Below are 20527 nucleotides of genomic sequence, written 5' to 3'. Positions count from 1 at the left end.
GGTAAGCACATGTGTTCGTATATCAGCAGTCACCGACAGACCAGGTTCGATCACTCCACACCCAACTGGAACAGGTCACCCGGCTGATCACCCTGATAGACGAGCACGTCGACGCCCGGGTGGTGCGCGACGACGTGCGCCTCGAGCTGCCCGGCCAGGTCGTCCGGCGCGTCTGCGCCCATGAGTAGGGTCACGAGTTCGCCGCCGGATCCGAGCGCGAGGTCGACCAGTCGCGCACTCGACTCCGCGACGTCGGGACCGATGAGCACCACCTCGTGCCCCATCAGACCGATCGCGTCACCCGGATCACATGTCCCGACGTAGGTCAGCGAACGCTCGACCGCGATCCGCAACGATCCCCAGCGCGTGGCGGCCGCCGCCTCGGACATCGTGAAGCCGTCGTCGGCGACGTTGCGCTGAGGGTCGTGAACGGCAAGTGCTGCCAGGCCCTGGACCATCGACGACGTCGACAGCAGCAGAACCTGGTGAAGCGGATCGCGTGCAGCGGCACTGACTGCGACGAGTTCCTGAGCGGTCAAAGCTCCGTTCGGAAGCACCAGAACTTCGCTGCGTTCCATCTGACGAATGCGGCCGAGCAGTTGTGCGCGTGTCACCGGCGCATCGTCGCACCGAAGAACCGTCGCACCCTCACTCTCGAACAACGCCGCCGCGCTGTCACCGGCAACGACGGCCAGTACGCCGCGCGCGCCGGCCCCGGGGAATCGCCTCTCCGCCCGTGCCACCAACTGGTCGCGTTCGTCGACGAGAAAACTGCTGATGCGAATACCGTGAACCTTCCCGGCCTCGAGGCCGGCTTCCACGGCTGCACCGGCATCGCAGCAATGCACGTGCACCGACCAGCCGCCGAAACCGTCGCTGACGATGACCGTCGAATCTCCGAGGACGGACAGCCGCGTGCGCAGCGCCGTCATGCGATCGTCGTCGGAGTCGTCGACGAGGTACATGACCTCGAAATCCTGTTCCGAGTGATCACCACATTCGATCGGGCTCTTGTGAGCCCAATCGTGATCGAATGCGCTGACGTCGACAACTGCGCTCGACCTCGGGTCCGGCGTCCCCAGATCTTCGCGAACCTGCGGCTTCCCGGTCAGCACCTCGACAAAAGCGTCGAGGATCAGAACCAGACCGAATCCCCCGGCATCGACCACCCCGGCGGACGCGAGAACGTCCAGTTGCTCCGGCGTCTTGTTCAGTGCGACCGCAGCGGCGTCGGCAGCGGCGGCAACCACGGATGCAAGATCCTCGCCGCTCGGTGTCCTGGTGTCGACGCACTCCTGCGCTGCTTCTCCCGATGCACGCAATACCGTGACGATGGTGCCTTCCACCAGATCGGAGACAGCCCGAGAGGCCAGCGTCGTCGCCGTGGTCAGCGAGTTCGCGAAGCTTCGGCCGTCGATGTGCTCACCTTGAACGCTCTCGGCGATGCCCCGGATCACCTGGGAGAGGATCACTCCGGAATTACCGCGAGCACCGGACACGGCGCCCCGAGCCAGAGCGTTGGCGACGCGGCCCGCACTGCGGACGTCGTCCTCGATCGTCTCGGCGGAATCGAGTGCAGCCCGCATCGTGAACAGCAGATTGGTGCCGGTATCCGAATCAGGGATGGGAAAGACGTTGAGGCTGTTGATCTCACCGCGACGTTTCTGGAGGCTGTCGACCGCCCGGCGGGCCCAGCGCCGCAGCAGATGTCCGTCCGCGACGGATTCCGCTTCCTCGGCGACGCGTTGCACTTCCCCCACTGACGGTTCCCCTCGACGATGGAAAGACTGACGATGAAAAAGAGATCGGTGATCGGTGCAGTCGAGGGTAGTCCGACGCTTCTGCGCAACCGTCATTACCGGGCGGTTTGGCCATTCGGGCCGGAAGCGGTTACTCTTACACGGTTGCCTCGAACGGGCTACACGAAATAATGCTGCACTTTGTTTGTTGCTGATTGACTGTTTTCACGTTCGACTGCACAGTGAGCGGTCAAGGATCGGTTCGAAGTCGAGTATATTCGGATTGTAATTCTGGCTGCCCTACCGTGTAGGGTAACCACTTCAATATTCATTTCTAACAAGGAGTTCGCGACTATGGCTGCCGTCTGCGACGTATGCGCCAAGGGGCCCGGCTTCGGTAAGTCGGTCTCGCACTCGCACCGGCGTACCAATCGTCGCTGGAACCCGAACATTCAGTCTGTTCGTACCGAGGTTGCCCCGGGTAACACCCGTAAGGTCAACGTGTGCACCTCCTGCCTGAAGGCAGGCAAGGTCGCTCGGGGCTGATTGCCCGAGCACAAACTATTGCAGGCTCTGCCCCCGTCACTTCGGTGACGGGGGCAGAGCTGTATCTATGTGGCTGTATCTATGTGTCCCCGTGTTTCGTATGGCTGTCGGACACCCGTAATGTGCGTTGAGTGACTTCCATCGATGACCTGAGCAAAGTGACCCTCGACGAGGGCGTACTCCGCATCACCATTTCCACCGCCGCCAACGGCACCTCCCTCGACGACGAAGGACTGGTTCAGGGCGCGCAGGCGCTCGAGACAGTCGGAAACGACATCGGGAGCATCCTTCTGGTCGGCGAAGGCGCAAACTTCTGTGCCGGCGGCAACGTCCGTGCGTTCGCCGCAGCCCCTGACCGCGGCGAGTACGTGGCCGAGGTTGCCCGCGTCTTCCACGTGTTCGTTCGCGCGCTCGACGCTGCGAGCGCTCCAGTGGTGGCCGGGGTCCACGGATGGGCTGCCGGCGCCGGAATGAGCCTGGTCTGCCTCGCCGACGTCGCAATCGGCGGCACCGGCACCAAGCTTCGCCCCGCGTACCCCTCCATCGGTTTCACCCCCGACGGCGGAATGTCGTGGACGCTTCCACGCATCGTCGGCGTGGCACGCGCTCGCGAGATTCTTCTCAACGATTCGGTGATCGGTGGCGACGAAGCCGTCCGCCTGGGGATCCTCACCCGACTCGTCGGTGACGACGAGGTCCAAGAAGAGGCAGCTCGCCTCGCCCGCGCTCTGGCCAACGGACCGAGTACGTCGTACTCGGGAATCAAGGCACTGCTGCGTTCGTCGCGGACGAACTCGCTCGCCGAGCAACTCGACGCCGAAGCCGCGTCCATCGCCATCGCAGCGAACAGCCCGATCGGACGCGAGGGCGTCGACGCGTTCGTCGACAAGCGTCGGCCCGATTTCACTTCCGCAAAGCAGGCCTAGTCAGCTGGCATGCCGAATGTCGTGTCACGACGTTCGGCATGCCGGGTGAGTGCAGACGCTGATCGATCAGCCCAGATTCCAGTCCACCGGGTCAGCTCCGAGTCCGGTCAAGAGTTCGTTCGCACGACTGAACGGGCGCGAACCGAAGAACCCGCGCGAAGCCGAAAGCGGTGACGGGTGCGCTGATTCGATGATCGGTGTGTCGCCCAGCATCGGCGCGAGAGTGGCCGCGTCACGACCCCACAAGATCGCCACCATCGGCGACGACCGCGCCACCAAAGCGCGGATAGCCTGCTCGGTCACCGGCTCCCAGCCCTTCTTACGATGAGAAGCGGCTTGACCCGGCTGCACGGTGAGTACGCGATTGAGAAGCAGCACACCTTGTTTCGACCACGGCGTCAGATCGCCGTTCGGCGGTATCGGCAACCCGAGATCCTGGTGATACTCCTTGTAGATATTACCGAGACTTCGCGGAACCGGCCGCACGTCCGGGGCAACCGAAAAGCTCAACCCGACAGCATGACCGGGCGTCGGATAGGGGTCTTGACCGACGATGAGCACCCGAACGTCGTCGAACGGATTCGTGAATGCACGCAAGACGTTCTCTCCCGCAGGCAGATACTCCCGTCCCGCAGCGATCTCTTCGCGCAAGAACTTACCCATCGCGGAGATCTGCTCCGAGACCGGTTCGAGTGCCCGCGCCCACCCTGGATCGACGATCTCTGCAAGCGGCGCCATCAGTCGAGCCTGCGCAACGCGTCGCGGTAGTACGCCGCATTGGCTGCGTACATCTTGACGTTTCCGTCGAGGTGGCCGAGCGGAACCTCGTATCCCGCACGGACCTTGGCGGGCACACCGAGTGCCATGCTGCGCGGGGGAACCTGCATCTTGTTGGCCACCACCGCACCCGCGGCGACGATCGACCCCGTCCCGATCACCGTTCCGTTGAGAACAACTGACCCCGACGCGATCAGGCAATGGTCCTCGATGGTCGATCCCTCGATGTGCGCGTTGTGGCCCACGACGCAACCGGAACCGATGACAGTCGCATCGACGGCGGTGCAATGGATGACGGTTCCGTCCTGGATGTTCGATCCGATTCCCACCGAAATGGTTCCGTAGTCACCACGCAATACCGCTTGCGGCCAGATCGAGGTACCCGCTGCGAGAGTCACGGCGCCGATCACCACCGCGTCCGGGTGGACGTATGCGTCCGGATGAATGTCCGGAACTCTGTCTCCAAGTGCGTATACAGCCATGAAAGCAACCTATACCGCGGTGGTACCGGTGGTCGAAAAGCTGTGCCAGCCCCCGCCGCTCTCGCGAAGCGAACCGTCGACGCTCACGCCCGAACCGGCGGCAACCTCACCGATCACGATCCAACCCGACGGAATCTCGACCTCAGGCCCGAAAGTTGCTGCGAATCCGTGATCTTCACCACCGGAGAGGATCCAGTCCAGCGGATCGACGTCGAGCGCCTCGGCCGCCGATGCGACATCGGGTGAGGTCGGAACCGCAGCCGAGAAGATGTCGAACCGCGCGTGCGAGGCCTCTGCGAGATGTCGAAGATCCGCGATCAATCCGTCGGACACGTCCGTCATGGAATGTGCTGATTCTGCGGCGTCCCATGCCGATTGATACGGAGGATTCGGAACGCGATGGGAGGCAAGCAAATCTGGAAAGTTTGCGGGCTTGTCGAGCAGTACGGCTTCGTCGAGCAGTAGTGCCAACCCTGCTGCCGAGCAACCGAACAACCCGGCGACCGCGATCTTGTCACCGATCTTTGCTCCCGAACGCAGAACTGCCGCACGGCCACCGAGATCGCCGAGCACGGTCACCGACACCACGATCACCGGTGACTGGACCAGGTCACCGCCGACCACACCGGCACCCAGATCGGTTGCCGCGTCCCAGATTCCCGCGGAGATTGCGTCGACCACGTCGACGGGTGTCGAAGGCGGGCACCCCAGAGACACCGTGAAGGCCGTCGGCCGCGCTCCCATCGAGACCACATCAGCAGCGTTCTGTGCCACTGCCTTCCGGCCGATGTCGCGTGGTGAAGACCAATCCATTCGGAAATGTCGACCTTCGACCAACATGTCGGACGAGACAACCACACGGCCGTCTCCGGAAGTCACGATGGCGGCATCGTCACCCGGCCCCAATTCAGTGGTGACCGGTTGGATTCGGCCGAGAAGAGATCGCGCGATCACGTCGAACTCCCCCACCTGCTCGACAGTGGGCTCCGACCCGAACTCCGATGACGCAGTGAACTCTGATGATGCAGTGAACTCCGATGATGCGATGAGTCTCTCCAATGCCGACGCAATTCGCTCGTAAGCGGCCTGCGGTACCTTCTAGCTGTGGTCGTGAATGCTTCTGCAAGCTCACGCGTGTGTCGGCAATCCTACCGATTCACCGACATGCTCTCAGAAGTGACAAGACCGCTGATCGACTGGACCAGGACCCGAGCGAAGAACTGAGCATGGCAGAAAACACCTCCACCGCAGACAACGCCGACATCGACCCCGACGGCGACGACGATCCGTCAGAGCGCCGCAGTCCGGCGCTGATCGCCACCGCCATCGCACTCCCGGTAGCCCTGATCGTCGGAGTAGTGATCGCGGCCGTCGTCGCGGGAAACAACCCTGAACTCTCGCCGGTTGCATTGGGACCCGTACCGGCACCGGCAGCGGAGTCGCCGGCCTGCGTTTCCCTTCTCGGCGCGCTCCCCGACAAGATCGACGACTTCACGAAAGCCGAATTGGTGGAACCTGCTCCGGCCGGTGCGGCAGCGTGGCAGCGCAGCGAAGGAGAGCCGATCGTCTTGCGCTGCGGACTCGACCGTCCGTCCGAGTTCGACCAGGCTGCAGCACTACAGGTCGTGAACGGTGTCCAGTGGTTCCAGGTCTCGGGAACCGACATCGGTTTGGCGGCGAGCACTTGGTTTGCCGTAGACCGCGGTGAATACATCGGTATCACGATCCCCGACGGGACCGGTCCGACGCCGATTCAGGAAATCTCCGACACCATCACGGCGACCCTCGAACAGAAGCCTCTCGACCCGGCGCCGGTCGCGGTTCCCTGATCAGCGAAGGCCGGTGCCGCGAGCGATGGCGGTGTCGACCAGAGTCGAAATCAAAGTGCGGTAATCGATTCCGGTGGCGTTCCACATCTTCGGGTACATCGAGATGGAAGTGAACCCGGGCATCGTGTTGATCTCGTTGATCACCGGGCCGTCAGCCGTGACGAAGAAATCGACCCGCGAGAGTCCCTGGCAATCGAGTGCCTTGAACGCGCGGACAGCAAGCTCTCGAATCTGGTCGCTCACCGACTCCTCGAGTTTCGCGGGGATGTCGAATTCACAGACGTCGTCGAGGTACTTGGTGTCGAAGTCGTAGAATGCGTCCGAATCGGCGTCGGAATCCGGCATCCGGATCTCGGCGACCACACTCGCCTTGACGTCGCCGTTCGGGAATTCGAGGACGCCGCATTCCACCTCGCGGCCGATGATCGCGCCTTCGACGATCACCTTGGGATCATGCAGGCGTGCATGAGCGATCGCCCCGTCCAGACCGTCCCAATTGCTCACCCGAGTGATGCCGATGGACGAGCCTCCACGAGCGGGCTTGACGAAAACCGGAAGGCCCAATTCCGCCTTCTGCTCTTCGGTCAGCGTTGCGGTTCCCGGTCGAAGCACGACCTGCACTCCGACGGGAAGTCCTTCAGCAGCAAGAAGCTTCTTCGTGAACTCTTTGTCCATGCCGGCGGCGCTGGCCAGAACTCCGGGTCCGACGTACGGAACCCCGGCAAGTTCGAGCAGACCCTGGATCGTGCCGTCTTCGCCGTAAGCCCCATGAAGAACGGGGAACACGACGTCGACCGACGCGAGCACAGCACCGGCGTCGGAGCCGTCGAAGGAGATGACCTCGCCCTCGCGGGTGGGGTCCGCGCTGAGGACCACCGACGTTCCGTCTTTGTCGACCGACGGCAGCGCGCGCCCGCTGATCGCGAGGGAACTGGGGTCGCTCGAACCGAGCACCCAGGAACCGTCGACGGTGATGCCGATCGGTACGACGTCGTACCGATCGGGGTCGAGGTTGCTCAGGACGCTTCCGGCGGAAACACAGGACACTGAATGCTCATTGCTCCGGCCACCGAAGATCACGGCCACGCGGGTACGACTGCTGTTCACGCGTCAAACCGTACCGCCGAATCGACTGCGGCACGCGATCGGGCCGGACCGATTTCGTCGACCCGGCCCGTTTACGCGTCGAGTGCGCGCTCGATGTCGGCCAGGAGATCGGCGGTGTCCTCGATGCCACAAGCGATTCGGACAAACCCCGCACTGACCGGATCGCCCCAGCGCGCACGGCGATCCGCCGTCGTGTGGATCCCGCCGAAGCTGGTAGCAGCCGTGACGAGAGCGCTCGCTTCGACGAACGAGTGGAATGCCTGAGCCGAATCCAACTCGACGCTCACCAATCCGCCGAATCGATTCATCTGACCGGATGCCGTTGCATAGGACGGGTCACCGCGAAGGCCGGGGTAACGAACGGACCGGACTGCTTTGTGATTTACCAACATCTCGGCAAGCGCCAGCGCGTTGTCGCACTGACGCCCGAATCGCAGGCCTGCCGTGCCGAGGCTCCGGTGCGCAAGCCACGTCTCGAAGGGGCCGAGCACCGTTCCCGAGAGAAGTCGCTCACGCTCGATTCGCCGACTCACTGCCGCATCGGAGGTGGCGACGTAACCCATCAGGAGGTCACTGTGCCCGCTGAGAGCCTTGGTACCGCTGGCCACCACGACGTCGGCACCCAATTCGAGCGGGCGCTGACCCAGCGGTGTCGCGGTCGTGTTGTCGACGATCAGCAGCGCACCCGAACGGTGGCACACGTCGGCGAGCACGCGAAGGTCGACCACGTCCAGCACCGGGTTGGACGGCGTCTCGGCGACGACGACCACGCGGCCCGGTGACGCGTCGAGCAGATCTACGAAGCTCGCGTCGCCCATCTGCAGAGTCGAAACCTCGCGAACGGTGATTCCCAACGGCGCGAGGCGCTCGTTCGCGTACAACCGCACTTGGTAGTACCCGTCCGAGGGCACGACGACGGTATCCCCCGCGACGAGGACGCTGCGCAAGGTAGCGGTGATCGCGGACATCCCCGATCCCATGACGAGGGCGTGGTCCGCTCTCTCGAGCGCCGCGAGCGCGGATTCGAGTCCGCGCCAACCCGGGTTCGATGCACGTGCATAGGTATCGGACTCGGAACCTTCGTCCGCCGAAAGTTGGTACGGCGCAGCGAATATCGGGCCCAGTTGCATGGGCTGACCCGCGGCGTGTTCGCGCGCGACGGCGCTCACGCTGCGCGTCGAATCCCCGTAATCCTCGAAGCGACCCACACCGATTTCACTCATTCCGGCTTCGTCCGGCGTCCGAGCAACTGACCGATCGCATCGCTGACGGCCATGCCTTCGTGGCACACCCGGTGGACCGCGTCGGTCAACGGCATCTCCACGTCGTATCCGGCAGCGAGTGCGCGTACCGACGTGCACGACTTCACGCCCTCGGCGACCTGACCGTTGGTTGCCTTCTGTGCCGACTCCATCGACCCGCCTCGTCCGAGCCGCTCTCCGAACGTCCGGTTTCGCGACAACTCGGACGTGCAGGTCGCTACCAGGTCACCGACACCCGCCAAGCCTGCAAGAGTCGACGCCTTGGCGCCGAGCGCAACGCCGAGACGAATCGTCTCGGCGAGCCCACGGGTGATGATGCTGGCAACCGTGTTGTCGCCGAATCCACTGCCGGCGGCCATGCCGCAGGCCAGCGCGATCACGTTCTTACACGCACCACCGATCTCGCATCCGATGACGTCGGAGTTGGTGTACGGCCTGAAATAGCCGGTAGCACAAGCATCCTGGAGAGCGAGGGCACGCGAGGAATCCGAACAGGCGATCACCGTCGCCGCGGGCTGCCCGCCGGCGATCTCGTGTGCAAGGTTCGGGCCCGAGAGCACCGCGACGCGCCCCGGTTCCACGCCGGTCACCGACACGATGACCTGGCTCATGCGCATGAGCGTCCCGGTCTCGATTCCCTTGGCCAGACTCAGCAGAGTCGCATCGGGTCCGATCGAGCCTTTCCACTGCTCCAGGTTTGCTCGTAGCGACTGCGAGGGAACCGCCAGCACGATGAAGTCAGCACCTGCCATCGCCTCCTCGTGGTGGTGGGTCGCGCGAATCGACGAAGGCAAAGCAATGCCTGGCAGATAGTCGCTGTTCTCGTGCGTGGTGTCGATGCGCTTCGCGACCTCTTCACGCCTGGCCCACATCGTCACGTCGGTTCCGGCCTCGGCCATCACCTTCGCCAACGCCGTTCCCCACGAACCTGCGCCCAATACAGCTGCCTTACTCACACGCTCACCCCGTCTACCCGGCGAAGCGGGTCGCCGCCAGAAAAATCGTCTGCACAGAGTATCGCCTGTGGTGCACTGCGGTGGGCAGCCGCGGACACCGAGCGTGATGACTGGCAAGATCGAGGGATGGACAGCGCGGAACCCCCGTACCCACACGCCGTGGAGACACCGCATGCGCGCACGGAGATCGAACGCCCCATGCATGCGATAGTGGCCGTCAAGTCCTTGAGATCGGCCAAGTCCCGCCTCGCGGGCGAACTCGACTCGGACGCGCGTGCAGACCTCGTGTTGGCCATGCTTCACGACACCCTCGCCACAGTTGCAGCCGTCTCGGCCATCGACAGCGTCACAGTGGTCACCCCAGACCCCACCGTTGCCGCCCTTGCATATTCCGTCGGCGTGACGGTCTACGCCGATCCAGCTCCCGACGCCGCCCGAACCAACGGCGCAACACCGCGCACGGAGGAAACCCTCAACGCGGCGTTGAGTGCAGCGGCCGCCGATATCCGAGCCAAGCGCGGAGTGGTCGACCTCGTTGTGCTGCAAGCCGACTTGCCCGCCATGCAACCGAGCGAACTGACGGAGGCCGTGGCCGCGGCCCGAAGCGGCGGACGTTCAGTCGTCGTCGATCACCACGGCACCGGCACTTCCGCATTGTTTGCGTGCGGCGAAAGCGCGCTCGACCCTCGGTTCGGGCCGGAATCCGCACTTGGACATGCCAATTCAGGTGCTCGTCCACTCAACGGCCAATGGCCGGGACTGCGCACCGACGTCGACACCCATGCCGATCTCGGCACTGTGCGAGCACTGGGAGTAGGCCCCGCGACATCGGCTTCGTTGACCAGACTCAAGGCCACGCCGTCGAACAGTCGATGAATTTTCTTTCATCGATTGTCGGACCGCGCGATTGTGGGGGATGATCGACGAGTGAGCAATGGCGAAGCACTCGAAAACCGTATTTCCGAAGACCAGTCGGACGGAGACCACAGCTCCGGCCGGCACGAGAACGGCGCGGCCACCTCGCCGCGATCTCAGGCCGTCGCGGTCGCCACCAACATCCCGGGCGCTCCCCCTGCAGCTACCAAGGCAGAGCTACCCGAATTGCTCGTCGGACTTCCCGAGGATCGTTACCTCAACCGCGAACTCAGCTGGCTCGATTTCAATGCCCGTGTTCTCGCATTGGCCGCCGACGAGTCACTGCCGTTGCTCGAACGCGCAAAGTTCCTCGCCATCTTCGCTTCCAATCTCGACGAATTTTTCATGGTCCGGGTCGCCGGACTCAAGCGCCGCGACGAGACGGGACTGTCGGTCAGGTCCGCCGACGGCCTCTCCCCACGCGAACAATTGGCGCTCATCGCGCGTCGCACCCAGGAACTCGCCGACAAGCACGCACACGTGTTTCTCGACTCGGTCCGCCCTGCCCTGGCGGCAGAAGGCATTTCAATCGTTCGATGGGCCGACCTCAGTGCCGACGATCACGGCCGGCTCTCGGCGCATTTCCACGAGCAGGTCTTCCCGGTACTGACGCCGTTGGCAGTCGATCACGCCCACCCGTTCCCCTACATCAGCGGACTGAGCCTCAACCTCGCCGTGACAGTGAAGGACTCCGTCACCCGCGGCGAACACTTCGCTCGCGTCAAGGTTCCCGACAACGTCGGCCGGTTCGTGCGAGTCAAGAGCACGACATCTTCGTCCACCATCGATTCTTTCCTCCCGATGGAAGAACTGATTTCGGCTCATCTGGACGTGCTGTTCCCCGGAATGGAAATCGTCGAACATCACGCTTTCCGAATCACACGCAACGCCGATTTCGAGGTCGAAGAAGATCGGGACGAGGATCTGCTGCAGGCACTCGAACGTGAATTGGCGCGTCGTCGTTTCGGTTCACCAGTTCGCCTCGAAGTTGCCGACGACATGACCGAGCACATGCTCGAACTGCTTCTGCGTGAACTCGACGTCGATCCGGCCGACGTGATCGAGGTTTCCGGTCTCCTCGACTTGTCCTGCCTCTGGCAGGTTTACGCCGTCGACCGCCCCGCTCTCAAAGACGCTCCGTTCGTCCCGGCGACGCATCCGGCGTTCGGTGAACGCGAGACTCCGAAGAGCGTGTTCTCGACCCTGCGCGAAGGCGACGTGCTCGTCCACCACCCATACGACTCGTTTTCCACAAGCGTTCAACGCTTCATCGAACAGGCCGCCGCCGACCCCCAGGTGCTCGCGATCAAGCAGACCCTGTACCGCACTTCCGGCGACTCCCCCATCGTCAATGCACTGATCGACGCCGCCGAAGCGGGCAAGCAGGTTGTCGCGCTGGTGGAGATCAAGGCCCGCTTCGACGAGCAGGCCAACATCAAGTGGGCACGCAAACTCGAGCAGGCCGGCGTTCACGTCGTCTACGGTCTCGTCGGTCTCAAGACTCACTGCAAGACGTGCCTCGTCGTCAGGCGAGAGGGCTCGACCATTCGTCGTTACTGCCACATCGGCACGGGCAACTACAATCCGAAGACCGCGCGCATGTACGAGGACGTCGGATTGCTCACCGCAGCACCGGAGATCGGTGCAGACCTCACCGACCTCTTCAACTCGCTGACCGGATACTCCCGAAAGACGAGCTACCGCAACCTTCTCGTAGCGCCGTATGGGGTTCGCCGCGGGATCATCGAGCGGATCGACAACGAGATCGCTCACAAGCTCGCAGGCCGCGATGCCGGTATCCGCTTGAAGGCCAACGCATTGGTCGACGAGCAGGTCATCGACGCGTTGTACCGCGCATCCAAGGCCGGTATCCCCGTCGAGATAGTGGTCCGCGGAATCTGCGCGCTCAAGCCGGGCGTTCCCGGCCTCAGCGAAAACATCGAAGTACGTTCCATTCTCGGACGCTTCCTCGAACACTCGCGAATGTTCCATTTCCGCTCGGCCGACGAATTCTGGATCGGCAGCGCAGACATGATGCACCGCAACCTCGATCGCCGCGTCGAGGTCATGGTGCAGGTCAAGGACCCGAAACTGTCGAAGCAACTCGGTGACATCTTCGACTCCGCGCTCGATCCCCGAACTCGCTGCTGGGTACTGCATCCGGACGGGAGTTGGGTCGCTGCCCCCGAACGCGGTGAGGACGTACGTGAGCATCAACAGTCGTTGATGCGCAGCCGCACCGCCAGCGGGTCTTGACGGGCTCGGATCACACAATGAGCGACAAGCCGGTCAAAGCCAACATCTTTGCCGCAGGCGCGGTTCTGTGGCGGAAGGCTCCTCAGGATCCTTCCGCCATCGAGATCGCCGTCGTACATCGACCGAAGTACGACGACTGGTCATTCCCCAAAGGAAAGCTCGATCCCGGCGAGACCTTCTTGACCGCAGCAGTTCGCGAGGTCCGCGAAGAGACCTCGATCACCGGACGTTTCGGAAGGCACCTCGGTGGCGTGACGTACCCGATCCCGGGACATCGCAAACTCAAACGGGTCGAATACTGGTCGGCCGAAGCAGTGGACGGAGATTTCGGGCCGAATAGCGAAGTGGATGTTCTCTATTGGCTTCCGGTCACCGAGGTAGCCGATCATCTTTCCTACCCGATGGATCGAATGATTCTTCGCCGCTTCGTTTTCCTTCGGCCTGACACGAAAACGGTATTACTCGTCCGCCACGCAAAAGCTGGAAGCCGTAAGCGATACAAGGGCGACGACAATGTGCGTCCACTCGACGCCAAGGGCAAAGAGCAATCCGCCGCCTTGGTCGAACAGCTGAAAATCTTCGGAGCCGATTCGGTTTTCGCGGCTGACCGTACGCGCTGCATCGACACTGTGATGCCATTGGCGGAGGCATTGGGTGTAGAGATTTCGACGGAACCTCTTCTGACCGAAGAAGGTTACGAGGCCGATCCCGACGCCGCCAGGGCGCGTGCGCTGCAGATCGCCGCGCTGGAGGGCACTCCCGTAATCTGCAGCCAAGGAGGCGTCATCCCCGATTTGATGCGCTGGTGGGCTGATACGGCCGGTATAACACTGCCCTCGGCGCGCAACCGTAAGGCGAGCACTTGGGTGCTCTCGTTCCTCGACGGCCGTCTCGTCGCCGCGGATCACCTCGACAGCCCGCTCCCCAAAGTCGCCAACTCCTGACGGATTTGGACCAACCGACACTCAGCTCGATTCGGTAGTTTTGCAAAGCACTGAAACACAGGAGAATTCACACTTCTCCCAGACAGCACAAAGAGGTGCAGCCGCGGATCTGATCCGCGGCTGCACCTCTTTGTCTTACGGCATCGGGTTTTTCACCCGAACGCGACTACTTTGCGCGCTTGGCCGGAGCCTTCTTGGCCGGAGCCTTCTTGGCTGCGGTCTTGGCGGGAGCCTTCTTGGCCGGAGCCTTCTTGGCCGGAGCCTTGGCTGCGGTCTTGGCCGGAGCCTTCTTGGCGGGAGCCTTGGTGGCAACCGTCTTCTTGGCTGCGGTCTTGGCCGGAGCCTTCTTGGCGGGAGCCTTGGTGGCAACCGTCTTCTTGGCTGCGGTCTTGGCCGGAGCCTTCTTGGCGGGAGCCTTCGCGGCAACCGTCTTCTTGGCTGCGGTCTTGGCCGGAGCCTTCTTGGCCGGAGCCTTCTTGGCTGCGGTCTTCTTGGCAGCAGCCTTCTTGGCTGCAGCCTTGGTGGCCGGTGCTGCTACGCCACGCTTGACTGCCGGGCCGGTGGCCGGAAGCTTCTGTCCACCAGCGATAACAGCCTTGAACTGCGCACCCGGACGGAAAGCCGGAACCGACGTCGGCTTGACCTTGACGGTCTCGCCCGTACGCGGGTTGCGTGCAACACGTGCTGCACGACGACGCTGCTCGAAGACTCCGAAGCCGGTGATGGTCACGCTCTCGCCACGGTGGACGGCGCGGACGATGGTGTCCACGACGTGCTCCACTGCGTCGGTCGCTGTGCGCCTGTCCGAACCCAGCTTTTCAGTCAGAACATCGATGAGCTCTGCCTTGTTCATTGAAATTCCTCCGCTAATTGTGGTCCACCGTCGGACCGACTGAGAACCACGGTAAACCTGATAACGGCAAGAGTCTATGTGCCACGCCAATTCTCATTCAACGTGACTGCGAAATGGTGACCTATTTCTCTTCCCGCGCGGAGTTGCGGATTTCGGTTCAGCCCTGCGAAATTCGGGCTGGAAGGGTAGTCGGTTTCCATGAAGGCCTTGACTTTTCGAACTCGGAAATCGCGTCTACCTGCCGCAATGTCAGTCCGATGTCGTCGAGACCCTCCAGCAGACGCCACCGTGTGTAGTCGTCAATATTGAACGGCACCACCGTAGTTCCGGCGCTGACGGTCCGATTCTCGAGATCTACTGTCAATTCCAGTCCGGGCTGCTCTTCGAGCAACTTCCAGAGCAATTCGACGTCGCTCTGCTCGACCTGTGCCGCTACGAGACCGGCTTTTCCGGCGTTTCCGCGGAAGATGTCGGCGAACCGGGAAGCAATGACGACCCGAAATCCGAAGTCGGAGAGAGCCCACACGGCATGCTCACGCGAAGAGCCCGTGCCGAAATCGGGACCGGCCACGAGGACGCTTCCCTTGTCGTACGGAGCCAGATTCAGAATGAAGTTGGGGTCGGTACGCCAGCCTGCAAACAGCCCGTCCTCGAATCCGGTGCGCGTCACCCGTTTCAGGTACACGGCAGGGATGATCTGGTCGGTATCGACATTCGAGCGTCGCAGCGGGACGCCGATACCCTTGTGCGTGGTAAAGGATTCCATCGAAATTCTCCTCGAGATGGTAAGTGGGTCAGACCAGATCGGCCGGTGCCGAGAGCGTTCCGCGGACCGCCGTGGCAGCCGCGACGAGCGGGGAAACCAGATGAGTCCGGCCGCCTTTACCCTGTCGGCCTTCGAAATTCCGGTTGGACGTCGATGCCGAACGCTCGCCGGGAGCAAGCTGGTCAGGGTTCATTCCCAAGCACATCGAGCAACCGGCCTGGCGCCATTCAGCCCCTGCCGCTGTGAAGATTTCACCGAGACCTTCGCTTTCGGCTTGAGCCCGCACCCGCATCGAGCCGGGAACGATGAGCATCCGAACGCCCTCTGCCACATGGCGACCCTCGAGCACCTCCGCCACTGCGCGCAGGTCTTCGATGCGTCCGTTGGTGCACGAACCGACGAACACGGTGTCGACAGAAACATCCCGAAGCGGCATACCGGCGTCGAGACCCATGTAGGTGAGCGCCTTCTCGGCTGCCTGACGCTCGCTCTCGTCGACGATCAGTTCGGGATCAGGCACACGGTCGCCGAGCGGCGCACCCTGTCCCGGATTGGTTCCCCACGTGACGAAAGGCGTCAATGCGCTTGCGTCGATGTGAACCTCGTTGTCGAATTCCGCGCCCTCGTCGGTCTTGAGCAACTCCCACGCGGCGACGGCTTCGTCCCACTCTGCGCCGGACGGTGCATGCGGACGGCCCTTGATGAACTCGTAAGTGGTCTCGTCCGGTGCGATCATGCCCGCGCGGGCTCCGGCCTCGATCGACATGTTGCAGATGGTCATACGAGCTTCCATCGACAGTTTGCGAATGGCCTCGCCGCGGTACTCCAGTACGTAGCCCTGGCCGCCGCCGGTGCCGATCTTGGCGATGACTGCCAGGATCAAGTCCTTGCTCGTGACGCCGGGAGGCAGCTCGCCGTCGACCGTGATCGCCATGGTCTTGAAGGGGCGCAACGACAATGTCTGCGTTGCCATCACATGCTCGACCTCGCTGGTGCCGATTCCCATTGCGAGCGCACCGAATGCGCCGTGCGTCGACGTATGACTGTCGCCGCACACCACGGTGGTTCCGGGCTGCGTCAGGCCGAGCTGCGGTCCGACCACATGCACGATGCCTTGGTCGAGATCGCCCATGCGGTGCAAGCGAACTCCGAACTCCTCGCAATTTCGGCGCAAGGTGTCGACCTGAGTCTTGGACACAGGATCTGCGATCGGCTTGTCGATGTCGATCGTCGGAACGTTGTGGTCCTCGGTGGCGATCGTCAGGTCGGGACGGCGCAACTGGCGTCCCGCCAGGCGAAGTCCGTCGAATGCCTGGGGGCTCGTCACTTCGTGAACGAGGTGGAGATCGATGTAGATGAGGTCGGGATCCTGCCCCTCCCCTTTCACGACAACGTGGTAGTCCCACACCTTCTCGGCGAGAGTGCGTGCTTTCTGTGCCATGTCTTCCACCTCTGTACGTAGCCTCGCGTCGGCGGACTACGGGCTGGCCCGCCGCGCGTGAAGTAGGTCCCCAGCCTTCACAGCAGATGCAGACTGTCCCGAGGAAATGCGCTATCCCTCCAGGAAATGCGGTAGCATCCCACTATGCGAGAAACTGGTATCGACCTATGAGACAGCATAGCGGCATCGGCGTCCTGGACAAAGCAATGGGCGTGCTTCATGCAGTAGCTGAGGAACCGTGCAGCCTCACCGAACTCTGTGCACGAACCGGTTTGCCGCGCGCGACCGCCCATAGACTCGCCGTCGGTCTCGAAGTCCATCGACTCCTCACTCGCGACTCGGACGGTCAGTGGTGCCCAGGGCCCGGACTCGCCGAACTCGCTGCCACCGCTAATGATCCACTCATTGCTGCGGCCGGACTCATCCTCCCCCGCCTTCGCGAAATCACCGGCGAAAGCGTCCAGCTGTACCGTCGCGAAGGCACACAACGCATCTGCGTCGCGTCGATGGAACCACCGACCGGCCTGCGTGACACGGTGCTCGTCGGAGCCCGACTGCCGATGAACGCCGGATCCGGCGCCAAGGTCCTTCTCGCATGGGCAGATCCACAAACCCAACGGACCGTCCTCGCCGATGCGTCGTTCGGCGAACGAGTGCTCCTCGAGGTTCGCCGGCGCGGCTGGGCACAGAGCGCGGCCGAACGTGAGCCCGGTGTCGCCAGCGTCGCGGCTCCCGTCCGAGACTCGGCAGGCGCTGTCATTGCCGCGATTTCGGTCTCCGGCCCCATCGATCGGATGGGTAGACGACCGGGAGCCCGCTGGGCGGCGGACCTTCTCGCAGCTGCCGAAGCGCTCCACAAGCGTCTGTAATTCGTGACACAGTAAGGCCTTCAGATCCTCGAGCACGTAGGAGTACGACGCGACCATGGCAGGAAAGCAGCGTAGTCAGATCACGATGACCGAGGCCGAAATCTCGAGCTTCGTCGAAAAGAGCCGTACGGCAACGATGGCGACGTTGAGCGCCGACGGAATGCCTCACCTGATCGCGATGTGGTTCGCGATAGTCGACGGCGAAATCTGGTTCGAGACCAAAGCCAAGTCGCAGAAGGCCGTCAATCTTCGCCGGGACGCCCGAATGTCCGTCCTGATCGAAGACGGTCAGACGTACGACACGCTCCGAGGAGTCTCGATGGAGGGTACCGGGGTCATCGTCGAAGATCCGGAAGCCCTCTTCGCTGTGGGAATCAGCGTCTGGGAGCGGTACACGGGCCCGTACACCGACGATCTCCGCCCGGCCGTCGACGCGATGCTCCACAAGCGCGTCGCGGTACGGTTCGTTCCCGATCGAACTCGTTCGTGGGATCACCGCAAGCTCGGGATGCCTGCGATGCCTCTTTCCGGCTCTACCGCACCGCCGCCGCAGCCCTGAGATTCGTGAGCGGAAAAATCACGAGCAATCGAATTCGGGCCGGCGTAGTTTCACCAACAGGCCCAACAACAAGGAGTGAGCATATGAGCGATCTCGACAGCAACACCCCGTCCGCACCCGAATCCCAATCGGAGGAAACCAAACGAAAGTTCCGTGAGGCCCTCGAACGGAAGAATCATCAGAACGCCAAATCGACCGACCATCGCGACGGACAGTCCAAGGTCCACAACACGCATGGCCCCGCCGATCACAAGCGAGAGTTCCGCCGTAAGAGCGGATAACCGATCGCGGACAACAGAGTGAGATGACGATCACCCCCAGTCGAATTCGACTGGGGGTGATCGTTTTTCGCATCGCCGGAAACATTTCCCGCACATACGAAAAGACCCCCCGATCAATGATCGGAGGGTCTTTTCTTTGTAGCCCCGACGGGATTCGAACCCGCGCTACCGCCTTGAGAGGGCGGCGTCCTAGGCCGCTAGACGACGGGGCCAGGACACGCTTTTAAACGTGGTATTTCAGTCTTGCTCTTGGATGCTCAGCAAGCTTAGCTTGTCTGAGTCCGGCCACAAAATCGACCGGATTTCCGCTGGGGTACCAGGACTCGAACCTAGAATGGCGGTACCAGAAACCGCTGTGTTGCCAATTACACCATACCCCAAGGTCTTTCTCACCAGCCTTGCTCGATCCGCTTCGCTGTTGTGCTCGGCGGCTCGTCTCCGGCCGAAAAGAAGATTACCAGTACCCCTGCCCCAAATACCAAATCGTATGGTCACAGGAGGTTTTTGCTTCGTTTTCGGCCGGAAGACCGTCCGATCTAGGCGGTTACCGCTGCCCGACCGGCCCGCAACCGAGCGAGCGAGACCTCACGACCGAGCAATTCCATCGACTCGTACAGCGGAGGGCTGATGTGAGAGCCCGTGATCGCGACCCGAACCGGAGCGTAGGCCTTACGCGGTTTGAGCTCCAGATCCTCGATGAGGGCCTTCTTGAGTGCTTCCTCGATACTGGCCGCCGACCACTCTGAGATGGCATCGAGCGCCGCAAGAGACGCGTCCAGAACCGGACCGGCATCTTCCTTCAGGTTCTTTGCCGCCGCGGCCGGATCGAGAGCAAACGACGCCTCGTCGACGAACAGGAATTTCAGCAGATCCCACGCGTCGGACAGGACGACGATGCGCGTCTGCACGAGGTCCGCCGCAACAGTGAACGTCGCTTCGTCGACGTCGGCGCCGATATGTCCGTGCTCCACCAGGAACGACTTCAGACGACCGGCGAAGTCGGCCGGCTCGAGCAGACGAATGTGCTCGGCATTGATCGCGTCGGCCTTCTTCTGGTCGAAGCGGGCAGGATTGGAGTTGACCTTGGAGACGTCGAAGGCCGCAACCATCTCGTCGAGCGAGAAGACGTCGTGATCGTCGGCGATGCTCCACCCGAGCAGAGCCAAGTAGTTCAGCAATCCCTCGGGAATGAAGCCCCGATCGCGGTGGATGAAGAGGTTGGACTCGGGATCGCGCTTGGAAAGCTTCTTGTTGCCCTGACCCATCACGAAAGGCAAGTGCCCGAACGACGGTGTGAAATCGGCGACACCGATACGAATCAATGCCTCGTACAACGCGAGCTGACGCGGAGTCGAGGACAGCAGATCTTCGCCGCGCAGTACATGGGTGATCTTCATCAACGCGTCGTCGACCGGGTTGACCAACGTGTACAGCGGAATGCCGTTGCCGCGAGTCAGCGCGAAGTCCGGAACGGTGCCTGCCTTGAACGTGGTCTCGCCCCGCACCAGGTCGTTCCAGGTCAGATCGTGATCGGGCATCCGGAGGCGGACGACGGGCTTGCGCCCCTCGGCGATGTAGGCAGCGCGCTGCTCGTCGCTGAGCTCGCGATCGAAGTTGTCGTATCCGAGCTTCGGATCGCGTCCGGCCGCCTTGTGTCGCGCTTCGACCTCCTCGTTGGTCGAGTAGGACTCGTAGGCCTCGCCCGCGGCCAGCAACTTGGCAACAACGTCGAGATGCAGGTCACGACGCTCGGACTGGCGATACGGTGCGTGCGGCCCACCGACCTCCGGGCCTTCGTCCCAATTGAGCCCCAACCAGCGGAGGGCGTCGAGGATGGCCTGGTAGGACTCTTCACTGTCGCGCTGCGCATCGGTGTCTTCGATACGGAACACGAATGTGCCGCCGTGGTGTCGTGCGAATGCCCAGTTGAACAAGGCGGTGCGCACCAAACCCACGTGCGGGGTTCCGGTGGGTGACGGACAGAAACGGACGCGTACTTCGCTGTTGGTCATGGCTCAC

At 62.7% G+C, this 20527-nt stretch carries 20 protein-coding genes and 2 tRNA genes; 9 read left to right on the top strand and 13 right to left on the bottom strand.

The genetic code is table 11. From position 1 onward, the window contains the following. Positions 1–50: 50 nt before the first annotated feature. Entirely contained in the window at positions 51–1760 is a 1710-nt protein-coding gene (locus P0M12_RS24135; protein ID WP_003942755.1) for a DAK2 domain-containing protein, read from the bottom strand. 333 nt (positions 1761–2093) lie between these two features. Between P0M12_RS24135 and rpmB the strand changes: the two genes are divergently transcribed. Together rpmB and P0M12_RS24125 are read left to right on the top strand one after the other, a co-directional pair. After that, the gene (rpmB, locus tag P0M12_RS24130; protein WP_003942669.1) at positions 2094–2285 is read left to right on the top strand and encodes a 50S ribosomal protein L28; all 192 of its coding nucleotides are present in this window, start codon (positions 2094–2096) and stop codon (positions 2283–2285) included. A 131-nt stretch (positions 2286–2416) separates the two neighbouring features. Beyond that, positions 2417–3211, top strand: a complete 795-nt coding sequence (locus tag P0M12_RS24125; protein WP_030535424.1) for an enoyl-CoA hydratase-related protein — start codon at positions 2417–2419, stop codon at positions 3209–3211. A 66-nt stretch (positions 3212–3277) separates the two neighbouring features. Here the strand turns inward: P0M12_RS24125 and P0M12_RS24120 are convergent, their stop codons facing one another. From P0M12_RS24120 to P0M12_RS24110, 3 genes are read right to left on the bottom strand one after another with little or no spacing between them, the layout of a single operon-like run. Then, entirely contained in the window at positions 3278–3949 is a 672-nt protein-coding gene (locus P0M12_RS24120; RefSeq protein WP_020907272.1) for a uracil-DNA glycosylase, read from the bottom strand. Next, a complete protein-coding gene (locus P0M12_RS24115) occupies positions 3949–4470 on the bottom strand; it encodes a gamma carbonic anhydrase family protein (protein ID WP_003942761.1) in 522 nt (173 codons plus the stop codon). Before P0M12_RS24115 ends, P0M12_RS24120 begins: the two co-directional genes overlap by 1 nt. A gap of 9 nt (positions 4471–4479) precedes the next feature. Then, entirely contained in the window at positions 4480–5529 is a 1050-nt protein-coding gene (locus tag P0M12_RS24110) for a thiamine-phosphate kinase (protein WP_175280102.1), read from the bottom strand. Positions 5530–5606: 77 nt separating this feature from the next. Between P0M12_RS24110 and P0M12_RS24105 the strand changes: the two genes are divergently transcribed. Further along, positions 5607–6299: a DUF3515 domain-containing protein gene (locus tag P0M12_RS24105; protein ID WP_003942765.1), complete on the top strand. Its 693-nt coding sequence runs from the start codon at positions 5607–5609 to the stop codon at positions 6297–6299. Here P0M12_RS24105 and P0M12_RS24100 read toward each other — a convergent pair whose 3' ends face one another. The 3 genes from P0M12_RS24100 to P0M12_RS24090 all read right to left on the bottom strand — a co-directional run bounded on the left by P0M12_RS24100 (position 6300) and on the right by P0M12_RS24090 (position 9624). After that, on the bottom strand, positions 6300–7406 hold the full coding sequence (locus P0M12_RS24100; protein WP_030535421.1) for a D-alanine--D-alanine ligase family protein: 1107 nt from the start codon (positions 7404–7406) through the stop codon (positions 6300–6302). Positions 7407–7477: 71 nt separating this feature from the next. Beyond that, entirely contained in the window at positions 7478–8629 is a 1152-nt protein-coding gene (locus P0M12_RS24095) for a cystathionine gamma-lyase (protein ID WP_003942728.1), read from the bottom strand. Beyond that, on the bottom strand, positions 8626–9624 hold the full coding sequence (locus P0M12_RS24090; RefSeq protein WP_030535420.1) for an NAD(P)H-dependent glycerol-3-phosphate dehydrogenase: 999 nt from the start codon (positions 9622–9624) through the stop codon (positions 8626–8628). Before P0M12_RS24090 ends, P0M12_RS24095 begins: the two co-directional genes overlap by 4 nt. A 126-nt stretch (positions 9625–9750) precedes the next feature. Between P0M12_RS24090 and cofC the strand changes: the two genes are divergently transcribed. Genes cofC through P0M12_RS24075 form a run of 3 tightly spaced genes read left to right on the top strand, consistent with a single transcriptional unit; the run spans position 9751 to position 13739 of the window. After that, positions 9751–10500: a 2-phospho-L-lactate guanylyltransferase gene (cofC, locus tag P0M12_RS24085; RefSeq protein ID WP_007729336.1), complete on the top strand. Its 750-nt coding sequence runs from the start codon at positions 9751–9753 to the stop codon at positions 10498–10500. A gap of 51 nt (positions 10501–10551) precedes the next feature. After that, positions 10552–12795: an RNA degradosome polyphosphate kinase gene (locus P0M12_RS24080; protein ID WP_003942685.1), complete on the top strand. Its 2244-nt coding sequence runs from the start codon at positions 10552–10554 to the stop codon at positions 12793–12795. A gap of 17 nt (positions 12796–12812) precedes the next feature. Next, complete coding sequence (locus P0M12_RS24075) at positions 12813–13739, top strand: NUDIX hydrolase (protein ID WP_030535418.1); 927 nt, start codon at positions 12813–12815, stop codon at positions 13737–13739. Positions 13740–13905: 166 nt separating this feature from the next. On the opposite strand, the gene P0M12_RS24070 is transcribed toward P0M12_RS24075, so the two are convergent. The 3 genes from P0M12_RS24070 to leuC all read right to left on the bottom strand — a co-directional run bounded on the left by P0M12_RS24070 (position 13906) and on the right by leuC (position 16808). Continuing rightward, positions 13906–14592: an HU family DNA-binding protein gene (locus P0M12_RS24070; RefSeq protein ID WP_047271271.1), complete on the bottom strand. Its 687-nt coding sequence runs from the start codon at positions 14590–14592 to the stop codon at positions 13906–13908. A 157-nt stretch (positions 14593–14749) separates the two neighbouring features. After that, a complete protein-coding gene (gene leuD, locus P0M12_RS24065) occupies positions 14750–15358 on the bottom strand; it encodes a 3-isopropylmalate dehydratase small subunit (RefSeq protein ID WP_003944724.1) in 609 nt (202 codons plus the stop codon). 28 nt (positions 15359–15386) lie between these two features. Further along, the gene (gene leuC / locus P0M12_RS24060) at positions 15387–16808 is read right to left on the bottom strand and encodes a 3-isopropylmalate dehydratase large subunit (protein WP_030535416.1); all 1422 of its coding nucleotides are present in this window, start codon (positions 16806–16808) and stop codon (positions 15387–15389) included. 158 nt (positions 16809–16966) lie between these two features. On the opposite strand from leuC, the gene P0M12_RS24055 reads away from it, so the two are divergent. The 3 genes from P0M12_RS24055 to P0M12_RS24045 all read left to right on the top strand — a co-directional run bounded on the left by P0M12_RS24055 (position 16967) and on the right by P0M12_RS24045 (position 18508). After that, a complete protein-coding gene (locus P0M12_RS24055) occupies positions 16967–17668 on the top strand; it encodes an IclR family transcriptional regulator (RefSeq protein ID WP_007729342.1) in 702 nt (233 codons plus the stop codon). A gap of 55 nt (positions 17669–17723) precedes the next feature. Then, positions 17724–18227: a PPOX class F420-dependent oxidoreductase gene (locus P0M12_RS24050; RefSeq protein WP_003944740.1), complete on the top strand. Its 504-nt coding sequence runs from the start codon at positions 17724–17726 to the stop codon at positions 18225–18227. 83 nt (positions 18228–18310) lie between these two features. Then, positions 18311–18508: a DUF5302 domain-containing protein gene (locus P0M12_RS24045; RefSeq protein ID WP_030535415.1), complete on the top strand. Its 198-nt coding sequence runs from the start codon at positions 18311–18313 to the stop codon at positions 18506–18508. 139 nt (positions 18509–18647) lie between these two features. On the opposite strand, the gene P0M12_RS24040 is transcribed toward P0M12_RS24045, so the two are convergent. From P0M12_RS24040 to gltX, 3 genes are all read right to left on the bottom strand, one after another. Next, positions 18648–18720, bottom strand: a tRNA-Glu gene (locus P0M12_RS24040). A gap of 96 nt (positions 18721–18816) precedes the next feature. After that, a tRNA-Gln gene (locus tag P0M12_RS24035) sits at positions 18817–18888 on the bottom strand. Positions 18889–19044: 156 nt separating this feature from the next. After that, on the bottom strand, positions 19045–20520 hold the full coding sequence (gltX, locus tag P0M12_RS24030; RefSeq protein ID WP_030535414.1) for a glutamate--tRNA ligase: 1476 nt from the start codon (positions 20518–20520) through the stop codon (positions 19045–19047). Positions 20521–20527 lie beyond the last annotated feature (7 nt).

The sequence above is a fragment of the Rhodococcus sp. RCBS9 genome (genome assembly GCF_029457415.1).
GTDB lineage: Bacteria > Actinomycetota > Actinomycetes > Mycobacteriales > Mycobacteriaceae > Rhodococcus_F > Rhodococcus_F qingshengii.
The sequence above is the reverse complement of the archived record's forward strand: the minus strand, read 5'-3'. Positions and strand labels throughout refer to the sequence as shown.

Coding starts and splice junctions, on each gene's coding strand:
- cofC (WP_007729336.1), top strand. CDS start 9,751: ATGGACAGCGCGGAACCCCCGTACCCACACGCCGTGGAGACACCGCAT.
- P0M12_RS24075 (WP_030535418.1), top strand. CDS start 12,813: ATGAGCGACAAGCCGGTCAAAGCCAACATCTTTGCCGCAGGCGCGGTT.
- rpmB (WP_003942669.1), top strand. CDS start 2,094: ATGGCTGCCGTCTGCGACGTATGCGCCAAGGGGCCCGGCTTCGGTAAG.
- P0M12_RS24045 (WP_030535415.1), top strand. CDS start 18,311: ATGAGCGATCTCGACAGCAACACCCCGTCCGCACCCGAATCCCAATCG.
- P0M12_RS24115 (WP_003942761.1), bottom strand. CDS start 4,470: ATGGCTGTATACGCACTTGGAGACAGAGTTCCGGACATTCATCCGGAC.
- P0M12_RS24095 (WP_003942728.1), bottom strand. CDS start 8,629: ATGAGTGAAATCGGTGTGGGTCGCTTCGAGGATTACGGGGATTCGACG.
- P0M12_RS24070 (WP_047271271.1), bottom strand. CDS start 14,592: ATGAACAAGGCAGAGCTCATCGATGTTCTGACTGAAAAGCTGGGTTCG.
- P0M12_RS24120 (WP_020907272.1), bottom strand. CDS start 3,949: ATGGCGCCGCTTGCAGAGATCGTCGATCCAGGGTGGGCGCGGGCACTC.
- gltX (WP_030535414.1), bottom strand. CDS start 20,520: ATGACCAACAGCGAAGTACGCGTCCGTTTCTGTCCGTCACCCACCGGA.
- leuD (WP_003944724.1), bottom strand. CDS start 15,358: ATGGAATCCTTTACCACGCACAAGGGTATCGGCGTCCCGCTGCGACGC.
- P0M12_RS24050 (WP_003944740.1), top strand. CDS start 17,724: ATGGCAGGAAAGCAGCGTAGTCAGATCACGATGACCGAGGCCGAAATC.
- P0M12_RS24055 (WP_007729342.1), top strand. CDS start 16,967: ATGAGACAGCATAGCGGCATCGGCGTCCTGGACAAAGCAATGGGCGTG.